Source organism: Pseudomonas sp. NPDC089407 (assembly GCF_044900445.1).
Lineage (GTDB): Bacteria > Pseudomonadota > Gammaproteobacteria > Pseudomonadales > Pseudomonadaceae > Aquipseudomonas.
In genome coordinates this window covers 1-24,855 of the sequence record NZ_JBJDNB010000040.1, presented here as the reverse complement: position 1 = coordinate 24,855, position 24,855 = coordinate 1, and the positions used below count along the sequence as shown (strand labels likewise).

The 24,855-nt window shown below is 63.3% G+C and carries 24 protein-coding genes; 16 read left to right on the top strand and 8 right to left on the bottom strand.

Going from position 1 to position 24,855, the window contains the following annotated elements:
- The first annotated feature begins 69 nt into the window (after positions 1-69).
- On the top strand, positions 70-756 hold the full coding sequence (locus ACI2KG_RS24815; protein WP_404663653.1) for a GNAT family N-acetyltransferase: 687 nt from the start codon (positions 70-72) through the stop codon (positions 754-756).
- 97 nt (positions 757-853) lie between these two features.
- Here ACI2KG_RS24815 and ACI2KG_RS24810 read toward each other — a convergent pair whose 3' ends face one another.
- The 5 genes from ACI2KG_RS24810 to ACI2KG_RS24790 form a co-directional block, all read right to left on the bottom strand.
- Positions 854-1,609 carry an ABC transporter permease gene (locus ACI2KG_RS24810; protein WP_400622268.1) on the bottom strand — a complete coding sequence of 252 codons (756 nt, stop codon included), beginning with the start codon at positions 1,607-1,609 and terminating at the stop codon, positions 854-856.
- Positions 1,609-2,814, bottom strand: coding sequence for an ABC transporter substrate-binding protein (locus tag ACI2KG_RS24805; protein ID WP_404663652.1), 1,206 nt, complete (start codon positions 2,812-2,814; stop codon positions 1,609-1,611). Before ACI2KG_RS24805 ends, ACI2KG_RS24810 begins: the two co-directional genes overlap by 1 nt.
- Positions 2,801-3,622: an ABC transporter ATP-binding protein gene (locus tag ACI2KG_RS24800; RefSeq protein WP_404663651.1), complete on the bottom strand. Its 822-nt coding sequence runs from the start codon at positions 3,620-3,622 to the stop codon at positions 2,801-2,803. The genes ACI2KG_RS24805 and ACI2KG_RS24800 overlap by 14 nt, the downstream gene beginning before the upstream one ends.
- Positions 3,619-4,683 carry an acyl-CoA dehydrogenase family protein gene (locus tag ACI2KG_RS24795; RefSeq protein WP_404663650.1) on the bottom strand — a complete coding sequence of 355 codons (1,065 nt, stop codon included), beginning with the start codon at positions 4,681-4,683 and terminating at the stop codon, positions 3,619-3,621. The genes ACI2KG_RS24800 and ACI2KG_RS24795 overlap by 4 nt, the downstream gene beginning before the upstream one ends.
- A gap of 98 nt (positions 4,684-4,781) precedes the next feature.
- Positions 4,782-5,342, bottom strand: coding sequence for a carboxymuconolactone decarboxylase family protein (locus ACI2KG_RS24790; RefSeq protein WP_404663649.1), 561 nt, complete (start codon positions 5,340-5,342; stop codon positions 4,782-4,784).
- 101 nt (positions 5,343-5,443) lie between these two features.
- Here ACI2KG_RS24790 and ACI2KG_RS24785 point away from each other — a divergent pair, with 101 nt between their 5' ends.
- The 3 genes from ACI2KG_RS24785 to ACI2KG_RS24775 all read left to right on the top strand — a co-directional run bounded on the left by ACI2KG_RS24785 (position 5,444) and on the right by ACI2KG_RS24775 (position 9,073).
- Positions 5,444-6,355: an AraC family transcriptional regulator gene (locus ACI2KG_RS24785; protein ID WP_404663648.1), complete on the top strand. Its 912-nt coding sequence runs from the start codon at positions 5,444-5,446 to the stop codon at positions 6,353-6,355.
- Positions 6,356-6,479: 124 nt separating this feature from the next.
- Positions 6,480-7,637: an NAD(P)/FAD-dependent oxidoreductase gene (locus tag ACI2KG_RS24780; RefSeq protein ID WP_404663682.1), complete on the top strand. Its 1,158-nt coding sequence runs from the start codon at positions 6,480-6,482 to the stop codon at positions 7,635-7,637.
- Positions 7,638-7,666: 29 nt separating this feature from the next.
- Positions 7,667-9,073, top strand: coding sequence for a methyl-accepting chemotaxis protein (locus ACI2KG_RS24775; RefSeq protein WP_404663647.1), 1,407 nt, complete (start codon positions 7,667-7,669; stop codon positions 9,071-9,073).
- 153 nt (positions 9,074-9,226) lie between these two features.
- Here ACI2KG_RS24775 and ACI2KG_RS24770 read toward each other — a convergent pair whose 3' ends face one another.
- A complete protein-coding gene (locus ACI2KG_RS24770) occupies positions 9,227-10,633 on the bottom strand; it encodes a purine-cytosine permease family protein (RefSeq protein WP_404663646.1) in 1,407 nt (468 codons plus the stop codon).
- A gap of 316 nt (positions 10,634-10,949) precedes the next feature.
- On the opposite strand from ACI2KG_RS24770, the gene ACI2KG_RS24765 reads away from it, so the two are divergent.
- The 10 genes from ACI2KG_RS24765 (at position 10,950) to ACI2KG_RS24720 (ending at position 20,929) form a co-directional block, all read left to right on the top strand.
- Positions 10,950-11,435, top strand: coding sequence for a flavin reductase family protein (locus ACI2KG_RS24765; RefSeq protein ID WP_110743159.1), 486 nt, complete (start codon positions 10,950-10,952; stop codon positions 11,433-11,435).
- 75 nt (positions 11,436-11,510) lie between these two features.
- Positions 11,511-12,551: an LLM class flavin-dependent oxidoreductase gene (locus ACI2KG_RS24760; RefSeq protein WP_404663645.1), complete on the top strand. Its 1,041-nt coding sequence runs from the start codon at positions 11,511-11,513 to the stop codon at positions 12,549-12,551.
- 517 nt (positions 12,552-13,068) lie between these two features.
- Positions 13,069-13,665, top strand: coding sequence for an amino acid synthesis family protein (locus tag ACI2KG_RS24755; RefSeq protein ID WP_404663644.1), 597 nt, complete (start codon positions 13,069-13,071; stop codon positions 13,663-13,665).
- Positions 13,666-13,733: 68 nt separating this feature from the next.
- On the top strand, positions 13,734-14,567 hold the full coding sequence (locus tag ACI2KG_RS24750; protein ID WP_404663643.1) for an alpha/beta fold hydrolase: 834 nt from the start codon (positions 13,734-13,736) through the stop codon (positions 14,565-14,567).
- Positions 14,564-16,045, top strand: coding sequence for an aldehyde dehydrogenase (locus ACI2KG_RS24745; protein WP_400622304.1), 1,482 nt, complete (start codon positions 14,564-14,566; stop codon positions 16,043-16,045). The genes ACI2KG_RS24750 and ACI2KG_RS24745 overlap by 4 nt, the downstream gene beginning before the upstream one ends.
- A gap of 13 nt (positions 16,046-16,058) precedes the next feature.
- On the top strand, positions 16,059-16,544 hold the full coding sequence (locus tag ACI2KG_RS24740) for a flavin reductase family protein (protein WP_110743163.1): 486 nt from the start codon (positions 16,059-16,061) through the stop codon (positions 16,542-16,544).
- Positions 16,545-16,749: 205 nt separating this feature from the next.
- A complete protein-coding gene (locus tag ACI2KG_RS24735) occupies positions 16,750-17,139 on the top strand; it encodes a carboxymuconolactone decarboxylase family protein (protein ID WP_404663642.1) in 390 nt (129 codons plus the stop codon).
- Between the two features lie 90 nt (positions 17,140-17,229).
- Complete coding sequence (locus ACI2KG_RS24730; protein WP_400622308.1) at positions 17,230-17,976, top strand: GntR family transcriptional regulator; 747 nt, start codon at positions 17,230-17,232, stop codon at positions 17,974-17,976.
- Positions 17,977-17,997: 21 nt separating this feature from the next.
- The gene (locus tag ACI2KG_RS24725) at positions 17,998-18,561 is read left to right on the top strand and encodes an NUDIX hydrolase (RefSeq protein ID WP_404663641.1); all 564 of its coding nucleotides are present in this window, start codon (positions 17,998-18,000) and stop codon (positions 18,559-18,561) included.
- A 184-nt stretch (positions 18,562-18,745) separates the two neighbouring features.
- Positions 18,746-20,929 carry an ATP-binding protein gene (locus tag ACI2KG_RS24720; RefSeq protein WP_404663640.1) on the top strand — a complete coding sequence of 728 codons (2,184 nt, stop codon included), beginning with the start codon at positions 18,746-18,748 and terminating at the stop codon, positions 20,927-20,929.
- 13 nt (positions 20,930-20,942) lie between these two features.
- Here ACI2KG_RS24720 and ACI2KG_RS24715 read toward each other — a convergent pair whose 3' ends face one another.
- Positions 20,943-21,575 carry a LysE family translocator gene (locus ACI2KG_RS24715; protein ID WP_404663639.1) on the bottom strand — a complete coding sequence of 211 codons (633 nt, stop codon included), beginning with the start codon at positions 21,573-21,575 and terminating at the stop codon, positions 20,943-20,945.
- Between the two features lie 167 nt (positions 21,576-21,742).
- Positions 21,743-22,357, bottom strand: a complete 615-nt coding sequence (locus ACI2KG_RS24710) for a LysE family translocator (RefSeq protein WP_404663638.1) — start codon at positions 22,355-22,357, stop codon at positions 21,743-21,745.
- A 111-nt stretch (positions 22,358-22,468) separates the two neighbouring features.
- Here ACI2KG_RS24710 and ACI2KG_RS24705 point away from each other — a divergent pair, with 111 nt between their 5' ends.
- Both ACI2KG_RS24705 and ACI2KG_RS24700 read left to right on the top strand, forming a co-directional pair.
- Positions 22,469-22,921, top strand: coding sequence for an Lrp/AsnC family transcriptional regulator (locus ACI2KG_RS24705; RefSeq protein WP_404663637.1), 453 nt, complete (start codon positions 22,469-22,471; stop codon positions 22,919-22,921).
- A 397-nt stretch (positions 22,922-23,318) separates the two neighbouring features.
- A complete protein-coding gene (locus ACI2KG_RS24700) occupies positions 23,319-24,731 on the top strand; it encodes a purine-cytosine permease family protein (RefSeq protein ID WP_404663636.1) in 1,413 nt (470 codons plus the stop codon).
- Positions 24,732-24,855 lie beyond the last annotated feature (124 nt).

The following is a 24,855-nucleotide window of genomic DNA, read 5'->3' as shown; positions in this document are numbered from 1 at the left end:
CGGTTAAACTGTACAGCCCGCGCCAACACGGCGCGGGCTGTATTCCCACCCGCCGGAGCCTGCCCCCCGATGTTCATCCTGAGCCGCCTCGACAGCGTGCCGCCCGAATCTTTCCAGAACCAGATCCGCGAGCTGGTAATCCACAATGTCGGCGACCTGAGCAGTGTCGCCATCACGGTCGACAACCCGCTGTATCCGCTGTACCAGTACGGCGTCGGCATGGAGGTGCACCAGTACCTGCAAGCCCTGGACGGCAGCCGCGGCCTGGCCGTGGCGCTGACCCTGGCACTGGACGCCGACGCACCGGACCAGTTGCTGGGCTTTGCCCTGTCGCTGCCAGCCGAAGACGATCAGCAGGCCTGCGCCCTGGAGTTCCTCGCCGTACGCGCCAGCCATCGGCACCAGGGCATTGCCCGCGCCCTGCTCGGCGACCTGCAGGCGCGTCATGCCTGTGTGGAACTAAATGCCTTCGCCAACCAGGTGCCGTGGTTCGAGGCCATGGGCATGCAAGTGGTGGCCGCCAATGGCCCGCAGGTGCTGATGAGCAGCACCGGGCAAGCCAGCGGTGCATTGATCGGGCGGCTGGACATTGCGCCGATCTACCAGACGGCGGAAGTGCTGCAGATTCATACCTACCTGCTTAACCAGCAGGGTGAGGATGCGATGATCGAGGCGGAACAGATGCGAGATGAGCGGCTGGATGAGCTGGCTGCCCAAGCGCAGGAATGTGTGCGGCAGCGCAAGACGGTGCATTGATCTTAAGGCCTCTTCGCGGGTGAACCCGCTCCCACAATTCGAGACCTGTGTTGTACCTGTGGAGCGGGTTTACCCGCGAAGAGGCCCCATTGGCCCGTCAGCCATGCACCCAGCGCCGGTGCAACCCGCGGGCCAGCGCATCGAGCATAAAGCCCAGCACACCAATCAGCAGCACCATCGCCATCAGCTCGGAATACGCCAGCCGGTCACGTGTATCGAGAATGAAATACCCCAGCCCCGCACTCACCCCGAGCATTTCGCACGGCACCAGCACGATCCACAAAATACCAATAGCCAGCCGCACACCGGTCAGCACATGGCCAATCACGCCCGGCACGATCACCTTGCACAAGGTCTCCCAGCGCGTGGCGCTCAAGCTGCGGCTCAGTTGCAGCCAACGCGGGTCCAACTGCCGCACCCCGGCGGCCGTGTTGAGCAGGATCGGCCACAACGCGGCAAACGCCAGTAGAAAGTAGATTGGCTGATCACCCACGCCCATCAGCATCACCACCACCGGCATCCATGACAACGGCGAGATCATGCGCAGGAACTGAAACGCCGGCGTGGTTGCCGCCTCCAGGTGCCGGTAGCTGCCCACCAGCAAGCCCAGCGGTACGCCTATCAGCAGCGCCAGCAACAGCCCGATCAGGATGCGCTTGAGGCTGACCCAGATATGCCCGTAAACCTCGCCCTGCCCCAGCAACTCGGCCAGGCTGGCCAAGGTGGCTGCCGGCGAAAATCGCGCCGACAGGCCATCGGCCTGGCCAAACACGGCCACGCCGGCCCACCACAACAGCAACAAGCCCAATAACCCAGCCAGGCCAAGCCCGGCATGTACGACATGCGTGCGCATCAGACAGCAAACTCCTCGCTACGCTCGAAGTTGTCGGCAATGCCGAACACCGACGGCCCACCCACTGCAGCAATGGCATTACGTACGAAACGGTCGTCAACCAGGTCGCGAGCGGCATGCGCCGGGTCCAGCCCGTCGAGGAACGTATTGTCGCCTTCGATCAGGGTGGTCTTCAGGCGCTTGACCAGCTCTTCGGTGTAGCTGGGGAACGGGTATGGCTGGAAGTCGATGCGCTTTTCATCCCACTGCTGATGGCGAATCGCACCACTGGCAATGTAGCCTGCGCGGTCTTCTGCCGCCGGGGCCAGGACCTTGGTCAGTACGGCGGGCTCATGCGGCGTGTACCTGTTGGGGCCGGCTTTGGACAGCAAGGCGGCAGCTTCGGCGCGGTGGTCACGGGTCCAATGCTGGGCCTTGACGATGGCGTTGACCACCTTCTGGGACCACTCCGGGCGGTTGTTCAAGTCGTGTTCGTGCATGAACACTACGCAACAGGCATGGTTGCGCCACACATCCCCCGTAAAGCGTTGCACGCGGCCGACCTTGAGGTTTTCGGCCAGGGCGTTGAACGGTTCGGCGACGATGTAGCCGGCGATGCGCTTGCTGGCCAGTGCCGGCGGCATGTCGGAGGGCGGTAACACCAGCAGGTTGACCTCGTTGGCGGCCAACTGCGCATTGGCTGGCCTGGACACTGGCGTCAGGCCATTGTCGTTGAGCATCTGCTGCAGCACCACATTATGGATCGAGTACCAGAACGGGATGGCTACGGTCTTGCCACCGAGCTGTTTCATGTCGCTGATGTCCGGGGCCACGGTCAGGCCCGAACCGCCGACGTGGTTCCAGGCCACCACCTTGGCCGGTACCTTACTGCCGTAGCGGGCCCATACGGTCATTGGCGACAACAGGTGGATGACATTGACCTGGCCGGAAATGAACGCCTCGATCACTTGAGCCCAGCTGCGCAGCAACACCGGTCGCTCGGCCTTGATGCCTTCAGCTTCGAACAGGCCGTTATTGTGCGCCACCAGCAATGGCGTGGCGTCGGTGATCGGCAGGTAGCCGATGCGCACCGGCGCGTCCGGCTCGGCGGCGGCGCGGGCCTGCAGGCTCGACAGCAACGGCAACGCACCCGCGGCGGTCAGCATGGCACCGAGCTTGAGGAAATCACGACGCGAAGAAGTGGAACAGCAGTCATCCATGCACATGGACAGCCTCCGAGGGCAACGGGATTGGAGTGGGTTCGACTGTGCGGCTTGCCCGCCGAAGGGTTTTAAGAATCTCGATGCGCAAGGCGCCCAGCTCTTCGACCCGCTGCGTCCGTGGTTGCGGCAGGTCGATGTGCCACTGCCCGAGGATGTGCGCTGGGTGGTTGCCCAGTAGCAGCACCCGGTCGGACAGCAGCAGGGCTTCGTCGATATCGTGGGTAATCAGTACCGCCGCCGTGTTATGGGTGGCGATCAGTTGCAGCAGCAGTTGCTGCATGTCGGCGCGGGTCACTTCATCCAGCGCGCCAAACGGTTCGTCGAGCAATAGCACTTGCGGCTGGCGCGCCAGGCAGCGGGCCAGCGCGGTACGCTGGGCCATGCCGCCAGACAGCTGCGCCGGGTACTGGCCACGGGCGTGGGCCAGGCCCACGGCGGCAATTGCATGGTCAATGCGCGCACGGCGTTCGGCAGCGGCCAGCTTGGGCTGGCGGGCGAAGTCCAGGCCGAAGGCAACGTTTTTTTCCAGGCTCAGCCAAGGCAGCAGGCTCGGGTCCTGAAAGGCCACCGCCAGGCGTGGGTGCGGGCCTTGCAGCGGCTGGCCATGCAGGCTCACGCTGCCGCCACCTGGCGGTTGCAGGCCGGCCAGCACCCGCAGCAAGCTGGACTTGCCGACACCGCTGGGGCCAAGGATGCTCACCACCTCGCCCGGCGCCAATTGCAGGTCGAACTGCGCCAGCACCTGCTGCCAGCCGCCCTCGCGCGGGTAGCCCAGGCTGATATCACGCGCCTCGAGCAATACTGCACTCATGCGGCGCCCGCCTGGCGTTGCAGCTCGGCGCGCAGTTGCACCAGGCTGGGCGTGACGATCGGCACAAAGGCCGACTCGCGCCAGCGGCGCGCAAAGCCTTCGCCGTACTCGCTGAGGTAGGCCTTGCCACCACTGGCCTGCAACTCCAGCTGCACCGCGTCGGCAGCGCTCTCGGCCAGGGTAATGCGCAGCTTGAACAAGGCCGCCGGCTGTTGCTGGAAGCGGCCATCGAGCAGGCCCTGCTTGAGCTCGCTGACGGTATTTTCCAAGCGTTCGCTGAGCACCTGGCGGGCTTCATCGAGGAACGAGGCACGGCCATGCAGGTGCGTCTGCACCTCTTGCAGTGCCCGCCGCGCCAAGCCGATGGCCATGCCGCATTGCAGCGCCAGGAACGCCGGGCGTACCCGTGGCAGGAACTCGCGGGCATTTTCATGCAGCAGCCAGTCACGCGCCAGTTGCACCTGGTGGAAGGCCAATGCGGCCGTGTTGCTCGACTGCAGGCCCATCAGTTGCAAGTCATCGGAACGCTCAAGGCCTTGCGCGTCGGACGGAATGGCCAGCACGAAGGGTGTACCACCCGCTTCGTCTTCGATGGCCGCCGCCACCACGAAACCGCTCTTGCGCAGGTTGGTCACCCAGTGCAGGCGCCCTTCCAGGTGCCAGCCATCCGCCGCCGGGCGGCCACGCACCTGCAGTGCTTCGATCCCGGAAAGGAACTTCATGGCGTTGGACAGCCCGGTGGCGCCGGCCAGTTCGCCGGTCAGCAGGCGTGGCAGCAAACGCTCGCGCAGCGACTGGTTGGGGCTGTGCAACAAGTATTCGATAAAGGCGCGCTGGCCCCAGCAGACAAAAGCAGCTGCCAGCGAGCGGCTGGCGATGGCGGCAATGGCCTCGACTGCGTCGGTCACCTGCCCGCCCGTGCCGCCCAGGGCCGGGTCGACACCTACACGCAGCAGCTGCGATTCGGCGATCTGCGCCAGCACCTGCTGTGGCTCGCACAGGCCCCGGTCGATGGCCTCGGCATTGGCATCCAGCCAGTGTCGAAATGCACAATCTTGCATGGTCTTGCTCCTTTGAGAACGCCGGGCCGCCTGGCGGCCCATTCACGGCACCAGGCCGCTTCTACAACGGCCGTGGTAAGGCCGGTGTCACACGAGGATCAAGCAGAAGGCTGCCAGCGGTATTTGCCAAGCTCGTCATTGAGCGGCGTCTGGGCGAACACATTAGCAAAGTTGCACAGGGTTGCGAGGCTGACGCCAAGAATCACCTCCAGCGCGTTACCTTCGCTGAAGCCGGCGTCACGGAAGGCCTGGTAGGTGGCTTCGCTGACATTGCCGCGGGTGGCGATCACTTCACGGGCGAAGGCGGCCAGGGTTTCGTAGCGGGCATTGGGCAGCTCACCACGGGCCCGCAGTGCATCGACTACCTCCTGCGGCAGCTTGGCCTTGTTCAGCGCCACCGCAGTGTGGCCGGCCACGCAGAAATCACAGCCATGCTGGGTAGCGGCAATCAGCTGCACCACTTCACGGTCGGCCAGGCTCAAGTCGGATTTGCCATTCAGTGCCGAAACGGTCACGTAGGTTTCCAGCGCCGCCGGGGCATTGGCCAGCACACCGAGCAGGTTGGGGATGAAGCCGGAATTCTTCTGCGCATTTTCAAGGAACGGACGTGCCGCTTCCGGGGCGCTCTGCAGGGTGTGTAAAGTAATGCGCGAGGACATGGAGTGGTCTCCTTGATGGGTGTCACTACAGTCTGTTGGTTATAAGAATTACCCTCCATATTCGTCAGTCGCCTTTCCTTGCTCCTGAGTCTTTGCATTAGATGATTTCGTCCAGCCCGCTTGTCGATTGGTTATTAGAAGGCCTGCAGCTCGATGCCAGCTTGTTTCACGTCGGCCGCTACTGCGGTGGCTGGCACGCCAGCACCCAAGGCATGGGCCGGGCCAGCTTTCACCTGGTGGTGCAGGGTCATTGCTGGCTGCATATCGATGGCCAGCCGCAACCGGTGCGCCTGGAAAAAGGTGATGCGGTGTTCTTGTTGCGCGACCTGGCTTATCGCTTGTCCAGCGACCAGGACCCGGCCGACGCTTGCGCGCAACCGCGCCAGGTGATGCAGGCACTGGACAGCGAGGCCAGCGACGGGGTCGGGCTGGTCTGTGGTTTCTTTCATTTTCAGTCGGGCCTGTCTTCGCTGATAGTCGAGGGCTTGGCTGACTGGATCCTGCTGCGCGCCGAAGACCCCGCCGGCAGTGCGGCGCGGGCGCTGTTCGAGCTGATTCTGGAGGAATGCCGGCGCGATGCCGGGCCCTCACAGGCACTGCTGGAGCGGCTGACACATTTGTTGTTTCTGTATGTGCTGCGCCAGCAGGTACACGCGGGGCAATCATTGGGCGGGCTGGTCGCCCTCGCTCGCCAGCCAGCGTTTGCCGGTTTGCTGGAGCAGTTGATCGAGCAACCGGGGCAGGCCTGGTCACTGGAGAGCATGGCCGCTTGCGCCGGGTTATCCCGCTCGGCGTTTTTCAAGCGCTTCAGCGAAGTGGCCGGGCAATCGCCGGGGCAAGTGCTGCTGGCGCTGCGCATGCGCCATGCAAGCCAGTTGCTGCGTGCGGGGCACACCGTTGAGCAGGTGGGTGCGCAGGTGGGGTATCAGTCGGTGGCAGCATTTACCCGTGCGTTTGCCAAGGCGGTGGGTGTGCAGCCGGGGGCTTATCGGCGGCAACATGAGGGGCGTTGATCACCGCAGTCCTGTCATGGCCCTATCGCCGGCAAGCCAGCGCCCACAAGTCCTGCACCGTCGGTGGAATTTGGCGTACTTGTGGGAGCTGGCTTGCCGGCGATAGGGCCGGTACAGGCAACCGATTCAGACCTGGCTGACCGGAATATCCCCAGCCCCTTTACCCTCCCGCCGCTCCCCCATCCAGGCATCGACCTGCTGGCCGAACTCGGCCGGAGCCTTGCGCCCGAAGCGCATGGCCAGGTCCAGCATGAAGGCACCGCTGGGTGAACTGTTCGAAGCCGTTGGTATTCACTTCATCCCGGGCAACGCCGACAGCATCGATACCGAAGGGCGCAGCGTCAGCTACACCGATGCCAACGGCCAACCTCAGCGCATCGTTTACGACCGGCTGATTCTGGCCGCCGGCAGCCAGGTTGCGCGCCCCGCAGTTCCCGGCCTGGCCGAACATGCGTTCGATGTCGACCAGCTGGAATCGGCCATGCGCCTGGAGCAGCACCTGGTTGGCCTGGCTGCCCTGCCCGCTTCGCCAGCCCGTAATACGGTAGTGGTGTGCGGCGGCGGCTTCACCGGTATCGAAACCGCGACCGAAATGCCTGCCCGCCTGCGCTCGATCCTCGGTACCGACGCCGCATTGCGGGTGGTGGTGGTCGACCGGGGTGCGCATGTGGGTGCGGCGCTGGGTGCTGGTATCACCCCGTCGATCGTCGCCGCCTGTGAACAGGCCGGGGTCGAGTGGCTGGCCGGTGCTTCGGTGGTGGCGGTCGATGCTGCGGGTGTCACTTTGGACAACGGCGAGCACATCCCCAGCAACACGGTGATCTGGACCGTTGGCGTCAAGGCCAGCCCGTTGACGGCGCAAGTTGCCGGAGAGCGCGACACCTTCGGCCGGCTGAAAGTGGACGGCCACCTGAAAGTACTGGGCCAGGACCACGTTTACGCCACCGGTGATACGGCCTGGGCTGCGGTGGACGACCTGGGCAACCACGCCCTGATGACCTGCCAGCACGCCATCCCCATGGGCCGCCACTCCGGCAACAATGCCGCCGCCGACCTGCTCGGCCTGCAGCCGGTGCTGTACCGCCAGCCCAAGTACGTCACCTGCCTGGACCTGGGCGATTGGGGCGCCGCCTTCAGCGAAGGTTGGGAGCGCGAACTAAAGCTGCACGGCCAGGAAGGCAAGGAGCTGAAGCGCCAGATCAACTCGGTGTGGATCTACCCGCCTGCGGCTGACCGCTCCTTGGCCCTGACTGCAGCCGACCCGTTGATCGCCATCGTTTAACGGCATTTTCCTGACAAAACCGTCAACAATTGACGGTTTTGTCAGCACATGTGATTACAGTGAATAACTGTTCAATGCCGAGCTCAAGGACGGCTCAAGGACGGCTCAAGGACTATGGCGATACCATCATCGCTGCCGATGACCGCGCCCTGTTCAATACCTTCAACACGGCCCACCAGCAATATGTGGAACTGCAAGTGCGCGTGCTGCAGGACATTACTGCTGGCCGCATGGACGATGCCAAGCAGCAGATCAGCGGCCCGTTGACCCAGCGCGCCGACAACATGATGCAGGCCATGGCAGCGTTGATCGCCTACAACGGCAAGGGTGCCGAGCAAGCCTCGCAGCGCAGCAGTGATGTGGCAGACGAAGCGCTCACTGCACTGATTGCCGCACTGCTGGTGATCATGCTGGCCCTGGCCGCCATTGCTACCGTACTCACCCGCAGTATCGTCGTGCCGCTGGCCGATGCGCTGGCCGTTGCCGAGCGCGTGGCGACCGGCGACCTGACCCAGGACATTCGGGTTATCGGTCGTGATGAACCGGCCCTGCTGCTGCGTGCCCTGAGCCGCATGCAAGGCCGCTTGCGCGACACCCTCCGCAAGATCGCCGCCTCATCCGACCAACTGGCCTCGGCCTCGGAAGAGCTGCACACCGTCACCGAAGACACCAGCCGCGGCCTGCACCAGCAAAGCGCGGAAATCGACCAGGCCGCCACGGCAGTGAACCAGATGACGGCGGCGGTCGAGGAAGTGGCCAACAACGCCGTGAGCACAGCCGATGCCTCGAAAGGCGCCGACCAGACCACCCGCGATGGCCGCGACCGGGTCAACCAGGCGCTGGCGTCCATTCAACACCTGGTGGCAGACGTGACCGGCACCTCGGCCGAGATCGAACAGTTGGCCAGCAATGCCAACGAGATCAGTCGCGTGCTGGACGTGATTGGTGCGATTGCCGGGCAGACCAACCTGCTGGCGCTGAACGCCGCCATCGAAGCGGCACGCGCCGGTGAAGCGGGCCGTGGGTTTGCCGTGGTGGCAGACGAAGTGCGCGCCCTCGCCCACCGCACCCAGCAGTCGACGGCGGAGATCGAGCAGATGATTGCCGGGATCCAGAACGGCACCGAGCGAGCAGTCACGGCGATGCACAGCAGCCAGGGGCGTGCCACGGGCACGCTGGAGGTGGCTCAGGGTGCGGGGCAGGCGTTGGAGGTGATTGCCGAGGCAATTGCTTCGATCAACCAGCGTAACCTGGTGATTGCCAGCGCTTCGGAGGAACAGGCGCAGGTGGCGCGTGAGGTGGACCGGAACCTGGTGAATATTCGTGATCTGGCGATGCAGACGTCGGCGGGGGCGAATCAGACCAGTGCGGCGGCGCAGGACCTGTCGCGGTTGGCAGTGGATTTGAATGGCATGGTGGCGCAGTTCAAGGTTTGATCTGACATAGCCGGGGCTGCTTTGCAGCCCGATCGCGACACAAGGCCGCTCCTACACAGACCGCGCAGCATTTGAAGTCTGCGCAATCCTGTAGGAGCGGCCTTGCGTCGCGATGGGCCGCAAAGCGGCCCCTGTCACAGCAACACCAATCTCTCAGTCATTCACACTCAAAACCCGCCCTGCCTTCTCGGCCGCCTTGCCACGTGTCGCCAGGCAGTAATACAGCGGCACCGTCACCAGCAAACCAAACAACCACGACAAGTCAGCCCCTTCGACAATGTTCGAGTAAGGCCCCACATAAAGCGACGTGTTGGCAAACGGCAGCTGCACCAGGATGCCGCAGGCATAGGCAATGATCGCGTGGTGGTTGAAGCGGCCATAGATACCGCCGTCAGCACTGAAGATCGAGGCGATGTCGTACTGGCCCTTCTTGATCAGGTAGAAGTCGATCAGGTTGATCGAAGCCCATGGCACCAATACCAGCAGCAGCGCCAGGATCAGGCCGATGAAGTGGCCGATGAAGTCCGCCGAGGCGTTCAGCGCCACCATCGCGCAGCCCACCAGAATCACCGATGCCAAAATCACCCGTACCTTGATGCTCGGTGTCCACTCGGCCATGAAGGTCTGGATTGCCGTCACGATCGACAGCACCGCGCCATACAGGTTGAGGGCGTTGTGGCTGATGATGTTGAGCAGGAACAGCACCGTCAGGATCGGGCCCAGCCAGCCGGTGGCCTGCCGCACCGCGTCCATCGCGTCGGTGCCTTCCGGTACGCACAGCACCGCCACCGCGCCAAAGCTGAAGCACAGGATGGTGCCCAGGGTGGCGCCGAAGTACGTCGCCCAGAACGGCTTGGCAATGCCCACTTCACGCGGCAGGTAGCGCGAGTAGTCGGACGTGTACGGCGAGAAGCTGATCTGCCAGATCACACCCAGCGACACGGTGGCAATGAAGCCCGACAGGTTGAACGCGCCCCGGCTGAAGAAGTCGGCCGGCAGCGCCTGGACGAACATCATGATAAAGCCGGCCAGCAACGCCGAGCCCATCACCCAGGTACCGATGCGGTTGAGGATATGGATAAAGCGGTAGCCGATCACGCCAATGGCCGTGGCGCTCAGGGCACCGATCACGATCGCGCCGGGCATCGGCACGCTCGGGGCGATACCGTGGATGGTCTTGCCCGCCAGGACGATGTTGGAAATAAAGAAGCCGACATAGATCAGCGCAGTGAAGAACACGATCAGCAAGGCGCCGTAACGGCCAAACTGGCCCCGGCTCTGCACCATCTGTGGAATGCCCAGCTGCGGTCCCTGCGCAGAGGCCAGGGCGATGACCACGCCCCCGACCAAGTGGCCCAACACGATGGCAATCAGCCCCCACAACAGGTTCAGGTGGAAGACCTGGACCACCATGGCGCCGGTCACGATTGGCAGTGGCGCAATGTTGGTACTGAACCAGAGGGTGAACAGATCGCGCGCCTTCCCGTGGCGCTCGGCAGGTGGAACGTAATCGACCGTGTGATTCTCGACAAACTGGTTTTGCGATGACGGTTGGGACATAGGTATCAGCTCGAAAGGTCGTTTTTATCTTTGTAAGGAAACCGCATCTAGGCGGCCTCTCAGCTGCGGACCATATTATGGTATTCCAAGCTTTTGACAACACTGATCCGCACGAAAAAACCGCCACTGATCCGCTCGCAAACCCCCTGCGACAATCCGCCTCACCACTCAAGGCCACGGTTTACGTGGCTTTGAGCCATTCATCGCGAAAACCCAAGGCTGAAAATTCTGCTTGCAAAATAGGTATTACGGTATACCATCAGACAGATCAACGATAAAAACCGCGGACCACCGCAGCCCTTTAGAGGTACACGAGATGATCGACGCAACCGTCTACAAGAACGTCCTGGGCTCCTTCCCGTCCGGCGTTACTGTCATCACCACCCTGGACGACGACGGCTCGGTCGTCGGCCTGACCGCCAGCGCCTTCTCCTCCCTGTCGATGGACCCGCCGCTGGTGCTGTTCTGCCCCAACTACACCTCCGACTCCTACCCGGTGCTGATCAAGCAGAAGCGCTTTGCCATTCACCTGCTCTCGGGTGAACAGCAGGCTGAAGCCTATGCATTCGCCAAGAAGGGCAAGGACAAGGCCAGCGGCATCGAGTGGACCCTGAGCGAATTGGGCAACCCGATCCTGGCCGGCGCCACTGCCGTCATCGAGTGCGAACTGTGGCGTGAATATGAAGGTGGCGACCACGCCATCATGGTCGGCAAGGTACACAACCTGATCGTCCCTGCCGAAGCGCCGCGACCGATGGTGTACTGCCGCGGCAAGATGGCCAGCCTGCCGGCCTTTGCCTGAAGCCTGTTCTGAATCGAGACAACTGGCGCCACCCCTGCCCGGCGCCAGCCCCTTTCAAGCGTTGAGGAAAGCCCCATGAAATTTTCGTTGTTCGTGCACATGGAACGTTGGGATGAACAGGTCAGCCACCGCCAGCTGTTCGAAGACCTGACCGAACTGACCCTGATGGCCGAAGACGGCGGTTTCAGCACCGTGTGGATCGGCGAACACCACGCCATGGAGTACACCATTTCGCCAAGCCCGATGCCGCTGCTGGCCTACCTGGCCGCGCGCACCGAGAAGATCCGCCTGGGTGCCGGCACCATCATCGCGCCGTTCTGGAACCCGATCCGCGTCGCCGGCGAATGCGCCCTGCTCGACGTGATCAGCAACGGCCGCATGGAAGTAGGCCTGGCCCGCGGCGCCTACCAGTTCGAATTCGACCGCATGGCCAATGGCATGCCGGCCACCGACGGCGGCAAGGCGCTGCGCGAGATGGTGCCGGTAGTGCGCAAGCTGTGGGAAGGCGACTACGCCCATGAGGGCGAAGTCTACAAGTTCCCTACTTCCACCAGCGTACCTAAGCCGTTCAACGCCACGCCGCCGATGTGGATTGCCGCGCGCGACCCGGACTCGCACAACTTTGCCGTGGCCAACGGCTGCAACGTCATGGTCACCCCGCTGATGAAGGGTGACGAAGAGGTGCTGGACCTGAAGAACAAGTTCCAGGCTGCCCTGGACAACAACCCGGATGTACCGCGCCCGCAACTGATGGTGCTGCGCCACACCCACGTGCACAGCCCGGCCGAGCCGGAAGGCTGGAAGATCGGTGCGCAGGCCATCTCGCGCTTCTACCGCACCTTCGACGCTTGGTTCGGCAACAAGACTATGCCGGTCAACGGCTTCCTTGAGCCAAGCCCGGAGTCGAAGTTTGCTGAAGTGCCGGCGTTCCAGCTGGACAACATTCGCAAGAACACCATGATCGGTACCCCGGAAGAAATCATCGCGCGCATCAAGTACTACCAGGAACTGGGCGTCGACGAGTTCAGCTTCTGGTGCGACAACAGCCTGCCACATGCCGAGAAGAAAAAGTCGCTCGAGCTGTTCATCAAGGAAGTGGTGCCGGCGTTCGCCTGAATTCCCATTGCCTGAAACATTGCGGGACGCAGCCCGCTCACGTGGGCCCTTGTGGCCTGCGTGAGCGGGCTTTTTTTTGCGGGTGTATACCTTGAGGTTTTTGGGGTTTTCGAGATCGAGCGCCGCCCGCGCGGCGCTTCGCGGGGCAAGCCCGCTCCCACATTTGTTTCGGGCCAATTACTCCTGTGAAGCCAACAGGGACCGCCTTGTTGGCATGCCGGTGTATCTCGGTGGGCGCTGATGCTACTCCACTTGTTCTGAGGCATGCACCAAGGCGGACAGTGGTGACCTCACAGGAATGACTGGCCCGAAACAAACTGTGGGAGCGGGCTTGCCCCGCGAAGCGCCGCGCGGGCGGCGCTCGATCTCAAAAACACCACAACACCTGCGGCATACCCCAGCGCCCCACCCACCTTTCGTCCCCCAGCAAGAGAAATTTTCAGCCACCTCTTGCACAACAAATATTATGGTATACCATCAGACAACAAGAGCTGATAACCCTCACCAGGAGCCACCCATGAGTTTCGAAATCCGCAAGATCGTCACCTACTCCGAAGAGACCCGCATCGAAGGCGGCAAGGCCACCGACAAGCCGGTGACCATGGTCGGCCTGGCCGTCGTGATCAAGAACCCATGGGCCGGTCGCGGTTTTGTTGACGATCTGAAGCCGGAAATCCGTGCCAACTGCTCGGAGCTGGGTGCCCTGATGGTCGAGCGCCTGACTGCTGCCATCGGCGGTGCCGACAAGATCGAGGCCTACGGCAAAGCTGCTGTGGTCGGCGCCGACGGCGAAATCGAACACGCCTCGGCAGTGATCCACACCCTGCGCTTCGGCAACCACTACCGCGAAGCGGTCCAGGCCAAGAGCTACCTGAGCTTCACCAACAAGCGCGGCGGCCCAGGCACTTCGATCCAGATCCCGATGATGCAGAAGGACGACGAAGGCCTGCGCTCGCACTACATCACCCTGGAAATGCAGATCGAAGACGCCCCGCGTGCCGATGAAATCGTCGTGGTCCTGGGCGCTGCCGACGGCGGCCGCCTGCACCCGCGTATCGGCAACCGCTACATCGACCTGGAAGAACTGGCTGCCGAAAAAGCCAACGCTCAATAACAACAACCAAGACGGGCCGGGGCGTGGCGTGCTTACCCGCCGCGCCCGACCTTCAAGGAGCGCCCTCCATGATTCAGCCTGTCGCTGAACGCACACCTGCCGGCACCAGCTACCTGTCCGTCGGCCAGGGCCAACCCGTGGTACTGATCCACGGCGTCGGCCTTAATAAAGAAATGTGGGGCGGCCAGATCGTTGGCCTGGCCAATGGCTACCGCGTCATCGCCTACGACATGCTCGGCCACGGCCAAAGCCGCGTACCGGCCGCCGACACCCCGCTGGAAGGCTACGCCGACCAGCTCGCCGAACTGCTCGACCACCTGCAGATTGCGCAGGCCACGGTGATCGGCTTCTCCATGGGCGGCCTGGTTGCCCGTGCATTCGCCCTCAACTACCCGCAGCGCCTGGCTGCGCTGGTAGTGCTCAACAGCGTGTTCAACCGCAGCCCCGAGCAGAGTGCCGGCGTCATCGCCCGTGCCGCACAGGCTGCAGAGCTTGGCCCCGACGCCAACGTCGATGCTGCCCTCGACCGCTGGTTCAGCCGTGAATACAAGGCTGCCAACCCGGCGCAGGTCGCCGCCATTCGCCAGGTGCTGGCGAGCAACGACCCGCAGGGTTACCACACCACTTACTCGCTGTTCGCCACCCAGGACATGTACCGCGCAGGCGACCTGGGCAGCATTCAGGTGCCTACGTTGATCGCCACCGGCGAACTCGACGCTGGCTCCACCCCGGCCATGACCCGCCAGCTCGCCGCCAGCATTCCGGGTGCGCACAGTGTGGTCCTCGCCGAGCAACGGCATATGATGCCGGTGGAAGCCCCCCGTGAAGTCAACAAGATGCTGCTGGACTTCCTCGCGCAAGCCCGCACCCTCACCGAATCCGCCAAGGGGATTGTTGCATGACCCTCGTTCGTTTCCAGATGTGCATCGACGGCCAATGGCGCGATGCCCAGAGCGGCAAGACCTTCGACAGCCTCAACCCGGCCACCGCCCAGGCCTGGGCGCAACTGCCCGACGCCGACGAAGCCGATGTCGAGCTGGCGGTACAGGCCGCCCAGCGTGCCTTTGACAGCAAGCAATGGCGCAGCATCACCGCCACCGCGCGCGGCAAGCTGCTGCGTCGCCTGGGCGACCTGATTGCCGAAAACAAGGAACACCTGGCCCAGCTGGAAAGCCGTGACAACGGCAAGCTGATCCGCGAAACCCGCGGCCAGGTCGGCTACCTGCCCGAGTTCTTCCACTACACCGCAGGCCTGGCCGACAAGATCGAAGGCGGCACCCTGCCGCTGGACAAGCCCGATCTGTTCGCCTACACCGTGCACGAGCCGATCGGCGTGGTCGCCGGGATCATCCCGTGGAACAGCCCGCTGTACCTCACCGCAATCAAGCTGGCCCCTGCCCTGGCCGCCGGCAACACCATCGTGCTCAAGCCTTCCGAGCACGCCTCGGCGACCATCCTCGAACTGGCGCGCCTGGCCCTTGAGGCCGGCTTCCCGGCCGGCGTGGTCAACGTGGTCACCGGTTACGGCCCAAGCACCGGCGCGGCGCTGACCCGCCACCCGCTGGTGCGCAAGATCGCCTTCACTGGCGGCGCCGCCACCGCCCGCCACGTGGTGCGCAGCAGTGCCGAGAACTTCGCCAAGCTGTCGCTGGAGCTGGGCGGCAAGTCGCCGAACATCATCTTCGCCGACGCCGACCTGGACAGCGCCATCAACGGCGCCGTGGCCGGCATCTATGCCGCCTCCGGGCAAAGCTGCGTGGCCGGCTCACGCCTGCTGGTGCAGGACGAGATCTTCGACGCGTTCGTCGAGCGCCTCATCGCCCGCGCCAAGCGCATCCGCATCGGCAACCCGCAGGACGACGCCAGCGAAATGGGCCCGATGGCCACCGCACAGCAACTGGCCGTGGTCGAAGGCCTGGTCGCCGCAGCCAAGGCCGAAGGCGCCAAGCTGCACATGGGCGGCAAACGTGCCGAGGTGGAGGGTGACGGCTGGTTCTACGAGCCGACCCTGTTCGAGTGCGACAGCAACTCGATGACCATCATGCAGGAAGAAGTCTTCGGCCCGGTGGCCGCGGTGATCCGCTTCAAGACCGAGGAGGAGGCCCTGGAAATGGCCAACGACTCGCAGTTTGGCCTGGCGGCCGGCATCTGGACCCGCGACCTGGGCCGCGCCCACCGCCTGGCCCGTGACGTGCGCTCGGGGATCATTTGGGTCAACACCTACCGCGCCGTGTCGGCCATGGCGCCGATTGGTGGTTTCAAGAACAGCGGCTACGGCCGTGAAAGCGGCATCGATTCGGTGCTGGCCTATACCGAGCTGAAGACCGTGTGGATCAACCTGTCCACCGCGCCGATGCCCGACCCGTTTGTGATGCGTTAAGAGGTAGCACGAGATGATCGAACCCGGCATCTACAAAGACGTGATGGGCTCCTTCCCGTCCGGCGTCACGGTTGTCACCACCCTGGACGCCGACGGCGGCATCGTCGGCATCACCGCCAGCGCGTTCAGCGCGTTGTCGATCGACCCGGCACTGGTGCTGTTCTGCCCCAACTATGCCTCGGACACCTACCCGATCCTGCGGGACAGCAAGCAGTTTGCGATTCACCTGCTGTCCGCCGACCAGACTGCCGAAGCCTATGCCTTTGCCGGCAAGGGCAAGGACAAGGCCAAAGGCGTCGAGTGGCAACTGAGCGAGCTGGGCAACCCGCTGCTGACCAAGGCCACGGCGATCATCGAGTGCGAACTGTGGCGCGAGTACGACGGCGGTGACCACGCGATCATCGTCGGTGCGGTGAAGAACCTGGTGTTACCGGCCGAGCCGGTGACACCGATGGTTTACCACAAAGGCAAGCTCGGCGCCCTGCCGCCTTTGGGCTGACCTTCGAGATTTTGGGGCCGCTGCGCGGCCCTTTCGCGACGCAAGGCCGCTCCTACAGGAGATCGCGGTCACTTGTAGGAGCGGCCTTGTGTCGCGAAAGGGCTGCACAGCAGCCCCAGAATTTCAGCAACACCCCATTTTTCAGGGGCCGCGCTAATCGTCTCACCCTCGGTTGCGGCCCCTGTTTTATTCCGGAGTACTGCGCATGAGCAATGAAAAGTACGAAAAAGGCCTGCAGATCCGCACCCAGGTGCTGGGCGAGGAGTACGTCAACCGCTCGATCCAGAACGCCGACGCGTTCACCAAGCCGCTGCAGGAGCTGGTCACCGAATACTGCTGGGGCCACGTCTGGGGCCGCGAAGGCCTCTCGCTCAAAGAGCGCAGCATGATAAACTTGGCCATGATTTCCGCGCTCAACCGGCCCCACGAGCTCAAGCTGCACATTCGCGGCGCATTGCGTAATGGCCTGAGCCGTGAACAGATTCGCGAGATCCTGCTCCAGGTCGGCATTTATTGCGGCGTACCCGCGGCGGTGGACAGCTTCCGCCTGGCCCGCGAAGCGTTCGCTGAAGCCGATGCGGAGTCAACCCGTTAACACCGGGCTGTTCGAACCCACGCAAGGAGCACCCAAGGTTCGTGGTGCTGTTGCGGTTGCGGCCGAGCCGCCTCTTTAAGAGCGCACTTGATGAAACGCCAGCCACTCGACGACAGCTTCAAGGTCAACCGCAACCCCGTTACCCTGCGCGAAATCGTGCTCGACAAGCTGCGCGCCGCGATCATGAACTTCCACCTGCTGCCCGGCGACCGCCTGGTCGAGCGCGACCTCTGCGACCGCCTCGGCGTCAGCCGCACCTCGGTACGCGAAGCCCTGCGCCACCTGGAATCCGAAGGCCTGGTGGAATTCGCCGACGCCAAGGGCCCGCGCGTGGCCATCATCACCCTGGAAGACGCCCGCGACATCTACGAGCTGCGTTGCGTGCTCGAAGGCCTGATCGTGCAGCTGTTCACCCTCAACGCCAAGGCCAAGGACATCCGTGCCCTGGAACGCGCGCTGGAGGTCAACCGCGAAGCCCTGGAAGAAGGCGAGCTGCAACAGGTGCTGGATTCGGTGCAAGGCTTCTACGACGTGCTGCTGGAAGGCTCCGGCAACCAGGTGGCGGCGCAACAGCTGCGCCAGTTGCAGGCACGCATCAGCTACCTGCGCGCCACCTCGGTGTCGCAGGAAAACCGCCGCGGCGCCAGCAACCGCGAAATGGAAAAAATCGTCGAGGCGATCAAGGGCGGGGATCCGCTGGTGGCCCACCAGGCCTCGGTCGACCACGTCCGCGCCGCCGCCAAGGTGGCCCTGGACTACCTGCGCCAGAAGCAGGATGACAACGCCAAGGTGCGCGACATTGTCGAGCCTCTGGCCCTCAAGGATCCACGTATATAAACACCGTATAGGCCGCTGATCATGCCCAACGCCCCGCGCTACTGCCCGCACTGCACCACGGAACTGGCCCGGGGCGTTCCCACAGGCGATACCCACGAACGCCTGCACTGCACCGGCTGCGGTTTTATCCACTATATCAACCCGAAGATCATCGCCGGCTGCATCATCGAACGCGAAGGCAAGTACCTGCTGTGCCAGCGCGCCATCCCGCCGCGCCCGGGCACCTGGACCTTGCCGGCAGGGTTCATGGAGGCAGGCGAGACCACCGAGCAGGCGGCCCTGCGCGAAGTGTGGGAAGAAAGCGGCGTGCGCGCGGATATCGTCTCGCCGTACTCGATCTTCAGCGTGCCCAAGATCTCCGAGGTGTACATCATCTTCCGCGCCATCGCCACCGAAGAAACCGGGCAGTATGGGCCGGAAACGCTGGCGTACAAGTTTTTCGAGCCGGATGAAATCCCGTGGGACGAGATCTATTACCCGGCCATCCGGCAGATTCTCGAGCGTTACATCCTCGAGCGGCAGGCTGGGGTGTATGGCATCTACATGGGTAATGACGACACTGGCAAGGTGCACTTCATGCGTTAGCCTGTGCCGGCCCTATCGCCGGCAAGCCAGCTCCCACAGGTACTGCACAGGCGCTGGCCATTGTGGTGACCCTGTGGGAGCTGGCTTGCCGGCGATAGGGCCACTGAAGCCAGCACAAATCCCTCGCCAACCGGCTATTCTCGGTGCACCCTAATGGCCTTGAGCAAAAGGACCGGCAGCGCACATGGTTAAATGGCTAGACGGCGGCGGATTGATGGCCGAACACATCCGCAACCACGACTGGGCCACCACCGCCCTTGGCCCGCTGGAGCACTGGCCCGACGCCCTGAAAACCAGCGTGGCCCTGTGCCTGGCCTCGCGCTTTCCGCAGGCCGTGCTCTGGGGCCCGCAACTGCTTACCCTGCACAATGATGCCTTCGCCCAGATCCTCGGGCAAAAGCCAATGGCCCTGGGCAGGCCATTCAGTGAGGTGTGGCAAGAAGCCTGGTCCGACATCGCCAGCATGGCCGACCGTGCACTGGCTGGCGAGGCCGTGTACATCGAAGACTTCCCGCTCATCATCAACCGTAATGGCAGCCCAGAGCGCGCCTATTTCACCTTCTGCTACAGCCCCATCCGCGGCCACGACGGCAAGGTGCTGGGCATGCTCGACACGGTTACCGAAACCACGGCCAGCGTGCTGGCCAACCAGCGCCTGAAGTTCCTCGACGACCTCGGCCGCGCCGTTGCCGACGCCACTGACCCGGACCAGATTCTGGCCATCACCACTCGCCGGCTGCTCGAGCACCTGCACCTGTCGAGTTGCGCGTACGCAGTGATGGAGCCCGACGAAGACGGCTTCACCATTTGTGGCGACGCCGTAGCACCCGGCTCGCCGCACTTGGTCGGGCAATACCAGTTGCACGACTTCGGCAAGCTGGCACTCAGCCGCCTGCGCAGCGGCCTGGCCCTGGTAATCAATGACAACCTGCGCGAGCTGGCCTCCGAGGAGGCCGCCACCTTCCAGGCGATCGGTATCACCTCAACCATATGCATGCCACTGATCAAGGGCGGCCGGCTGACCGCGCTGATGGCCATCCACGACAAGGCGCCCCGTGCATGGACGCACTATGAACAGACGCTGATCAGCGAAGTCACCGAACGCTCCTGGGCGCATATACAGCGGGTGCAGGCACACGCCGCCGCCCGTGAGGCGGTGGCTGCGCTGGAAGCACTGAATGCCACCCTGGAACACCGTGTCGACGAGCGCACCGCCCAGTTGCTGCACACCGAAGCCGTGCTGCGCCAGACGCAGAAGCTGGAAGCCATCGGCCAGCTGACCGGCGGCGTGGCCCATGACTTCAACAACCTGCTGACCATCATTCGCTCGTCACTGCACTTCCTGCGCCGCCCAAGCCTCGACGACAAACGCCGTGAGCGCTACCTCAAGACCATGTCCGACACCGTCGACCGTGGCGCCAAGCTGACCGGCCAGTTACTGGCGTTTGCCCGCCGCCAGGCCCTCAGCCCGCAGCTGTTCGAGGCCGGGCCGCGGCTGGAGGCCATGGCCGACATGCTCGACACCGCCACGGGCGCGCGCATCCAGATCGAGTTGCAGTTGCCGCATGCGCCCTGCCACATCCGCGCCGACCTCAGTCAGCTGGAAACCGCGGTGATCAACCTGATGCTCAATGGCCGCGATGCCATGGCTGGCGAGGGCACCTTGCAACTGCGCCTGCAAGCCGACCAGCGCTTGCCGGCCCTGCGCGGCCAACCATCACAACCTGGCCAGTTCGCAGCGATTTCGGTCAGCGACAGTGGCACCGGCATCGCCGCCGAATTGCTTGAGCGCATCTTCGACCCGTTCTTCACCACCAAGGCGCCGGGCGAAGGCACTGGCCTTGGCCTGTCGCAGGTGTTCGGTTTTGCCAAGCAGTCCGGCGGCGATGTGCAGGTGAACAGCCTCCCCGGCCAAGGCACCACCTTTACCTTGTACCTGCCGCAGGAGGACCCACCTGCCGCAGCGCCCGAAGCAGCCTCAACCAGCTGCCAGCCGCACGCACAGGGCGAACGGCGGCGGATACTGGTGGTAGAAGACACCCCCGAACTGGGCAACTTCACTGCGCAAATCCTTGAAGACCATGGCTACCGGATCAGCTACGCGCGTTCGGCGGAAGAGGCTCTGGCACAACTGACCGGCCCGGCAGGCAATTTTGATGCGGTGTTTACCGATGTGGTCATGCCCGGTATGGGTGGGCTGGCGCTGGCCCGTGAGCTGCGCCGCCAACGTCCGCAGCTGCCGATTATCCTGACTTCGGGGTATAGCGAAGCGATTGCCGAAGGTGGCCATCAGGGGTTCGCCTTTCTGGCTAAACCCTATTCGGCAGAGCAGGTGTGCCAGATGCTCGGCAAAATACTGGGCAACTGAAGCCGGGAGGCGCTCAACGGCGCCCCTCTGCCAGCATACGCACTGCCAGCCCTGCCAGCACCGTACCCATCAGCCAGCGCTGAACCTGTTGCCACAGCGGCCTGCCAGCCAGGAACACGGCGACCGACCCGGCCATGACCGCGATCAGCGCGTTGACCGAGACGCTGATGGCAATCTGTGTCGAACCCAGTACCAGCGACTGCAGCAGTACGCTGCCATGGCCCGGCTCGATGAATTGCGGCATCAGCGACAGGTACATGACGGCAATCTTGGGGTTGAGCAGGCTGGTGGCAAAGCCCATGGTGAACAGCCGCCGTGGGCTGTCGGCGGGCAAGTCACGGACCTGGAAAGGTAAACGACCACCGGGGCGCAGCGCCTGCCAGGCCAGGTACAACAGGTACAGCGCGCCACCGATGCGCAGCGCGTCGTAGGCAAAAGGCACCGCCATTACCAGCGCGGTAATGCCCAATGCGGCACAGAACATGTAGATGACAAAACCCAGGGCTACACCGCCCAACGATATCAACCCGGCCTTGCGGCCCTGGCAGATCGAGCGAGAGATCAGGTAGATCATGTTCGGCCCCGGGGTCAGGACCATGCCCAGGCAGATCAGGGCGAAGGTGAGCAGTTGGGTAGTTTCGGGCATGAAGCACATCCTGGTTGTGCGTTTGGGTCGAGCGAGTTTATCCCAGGCTTTTCATTCCGTCTGTACTGGCCTCATCGCCGGCAAGCCAGCTCCCACAGGGTTACCACAATGCCCAGCGTCTGTGCGTTACCTGTGGGAGCTGGCTTGCCGGCGATAGGCCCCTGAGGTCAACCCATTTGCCCGGCTATCAGTCCCAATGCCACAGTAATCATCGCCACCCCCGACACCCGCCCGACCAGCCTGGCCGCGCCCGGCCGGGTGCTCAGCACAGCCTTGGCGCCATACCCCACCAGCGAATAGATCACCAGGGAACTGCACAGGTGCACCAGCCCCAGCAGCAAGATCTGCACCGGCACCGGCCAGCTCGATTGCGGGTCGGTGAATTGCGGCAGCAAAGCCAGGAACAGCAGGAACACTTTGGGGTTCAGGCCGCTGACGCAGAACCCCTTCATTGCCCAGCGCGAGCCCGACTCCCCAGCCCCACTCTGCCCGGCCGACGGCAATGCCGGGCTCAGCAACAGGTTGCCGCCCAGCCACAGCAGGTAGCTGCACCCCGCCAGGGTCAGCAACGTCAGCGCCAGCGGATGGCCCGCCAGCAGGCTGCCAACCCCGGCCGCTACCACCAGGGTGGCAAGGAAATGCCCCGACAACATCCCCGCCACCGCGGGCATCACCCAGCGCCCGCGCATCCCTGCCGAAATGGCATAGGCCCAATCGGCACCGGGGGTAATCACGAACAGCATCGACACGGCCCAAAATGCCGTCAGCACACTGATAGCCACTTGAATCTTCCTTATCTACTGCTTTGCGATAGCGAAAGATTACGGATTCCTTCCGGGGATTTTCTTTCGTATATTCCCCCTGAGCATTCATTTAATGGAAGATTCTTCCTCTTGGACAGAACTGATCGAAAAATCCTTGCCGAGCTGCAAAAAGACGGTCGGCTGTCGGTGACCGAACTGGCCGACCGGGTGGGGCTTAGCCTGTCGCCCTGCCATCGGCGCTTGAAGGCACTGGAGGAATGCGGGGCGATTCTGGGTTACCACGCCCGCCTGGCGCCGAGCGCGCTGGGGCTGAACTTCGCCGCGCTGGTGTTCGTCACCCTGCGCGAAGTGACCCGCCAGCCGGTGGCGGACTTTGAAGCGGCATTGGCCGAAATACCTCAGATTGTCGAGGCGCAGCGGCTGTTCGGTGACCCGGATTACCTACTGCATGTGGTGGCCAAGGACCTGCCGGCGTTTCAGAAACTGTATGACGAGCAGCTGACCAGCATTCCCAATGTGAAGCGCCTGAGTTCGACATTGGTGATGAAAGAAGTGATTCAGGATCGGTTGTTGCCGATGTAGCTGTTTTCTCCTGTGCTGGCCTCTTCGCGGGTAAACCCGCTCCTACAACAGCAACGCAGCCCGTTGCAGGAGCGGGTTTACCCGCGAAGAGGCCGGCACAGGCAACATTTTCATCTGCCCTGAAAACGCGCACATCGCACCACCACTGCCCACCAAGAACAACCCTTAAACCCGCCAACCCCTCTACCCCAAGCCCTCCAGCCAACTGGCACCCTCCTTGCTATCGTCACCCGCTTAAGCTTTTGTCAGCCTTAGGTTTTTTAAGGTTTATGGGTACATATTTACTAATTTCTCGTTATCCCCGCGCCCCGCATCATCGCTCCAACAAGAACGCGTCGCCCTTCGCCGGCACGCCCCCGGGCAATTCCCGATGCCCTACCTTGCCTTGGAGTCAGTCATGACCAGTGCAGCCAATTCGGCACCCCTGATAGAAAAACACACGATCGGCTATGTGCCGCCGGAAGACCGCCATGGAAAGGTAAGGGATCTGTTCACACTGTGGTTCGGCGGCAACATCGCGCCGCTGCCCATCGTTACCGGCGCGCTCGGCGTGCAATTGTTTCACCTGAACCTGGTGTGGGGCATCGTCGCCATCTTGGTTGGCCACCTGGTCGGTGGCGTGCTGATGGCCCTGCACTCGGCCCAGGGCCCACAGATGGGCATCCCGCAAATGATCCAGAGCCGCGCCCAGTTCGGTACCCTCGGCGCGCTGCTGGTGGTGGTGATTGCCGGTGTGATGTACATCGGTTTCTTTGCCTCCAACATCGTGCTTGCCGGCAAGTCGCTGCATGGCGTGGTCGATGCCGTGCCGGTACCGGTGGGCATCGTCATCGGTGCGCTGGGTTCGGGCATCATCGGCATCATCGGCTACCGCTTCATCCATGTCCTCAACCGCATCGGCACCTGGGTGCTGGGCATCGGTATCGTGGTCGGCTTCGGCTACATCTTCACCCACGTACAGAGCGACGACTTCCTTACCCGCGGCGGCTTCAACCTGGCCGGCTGGCTGGCCACGGTGTCGCTGGCGGCGCTGTGGCAGATCGCCTTTGCGCCCTATGTGTCGGACTACTCACGCTACCTGCCGGCAGACGTGAAAGTCAGCTCGACCTTCTGGACCACCTACCTCGGCTCGGCCCTGGGTTCGAGCCTGTCGTTCATCTTCGGCGCCGTGGCGGTGCTGGCAATCCCTGCCGGTATGGACACCATGGACGCGGTCAAGCTGGCCACCGGCACCCTTGGCCCGATCATGCTGGTGCTGTTCCTGCTCAGCGTGATCAGCCACAACGCCCTCAACCTGTATGGCGCGGTGCTGTCGATCATTACCCTGGTGCAAACCTTCGCCTACCGCTGGATCCCTACCGCCAAAAGCCGTGCCGTGCTGTCGCTGATCGTACTGTCGGCCTGCTGCGTGGTGGCAGTGTTCGCCTCGGCAGACTTCATCGGCCACTTCGTCGACATGGTACTGGTGCTGCTGGTGGTGCTGGTGCCATGGACGGCAATCAACCTGATCGACTTCTATGCCATTCACAAGGGGGACTATGACATCCAGTCGATCTTCCAGGTTGATGGCGGTATCTACGGGCGTTACAACCCGCAGGCGCTGATCGCCTACGCCGTGGGTATCGTGGTGCAGATCCCGTTCATGAACACGCCGCTGTATGTCGGGCCGATTTCTGAGCACATCAATGGCGCTGACCTGTCGTGGCTGGTGGGGCTGGCGGTGACTTCACCGCTGTACTGGTGGCTGGCCAGCCGTGACAGCGCTTACCGTCGCCGGCAAACCAGTGCCAAGTTGGCCATGGGGAACTGAGTAGATCTGTACCGACCTCTTCGCGGGTAAACCCGCTCTCATAGAACAAACTCTAACTTATTGATTTAGCGAAACTTGTGGGAGCGGGCTTGTCCCGCGAACACCGGCAAAGCCGGTGCCAGAC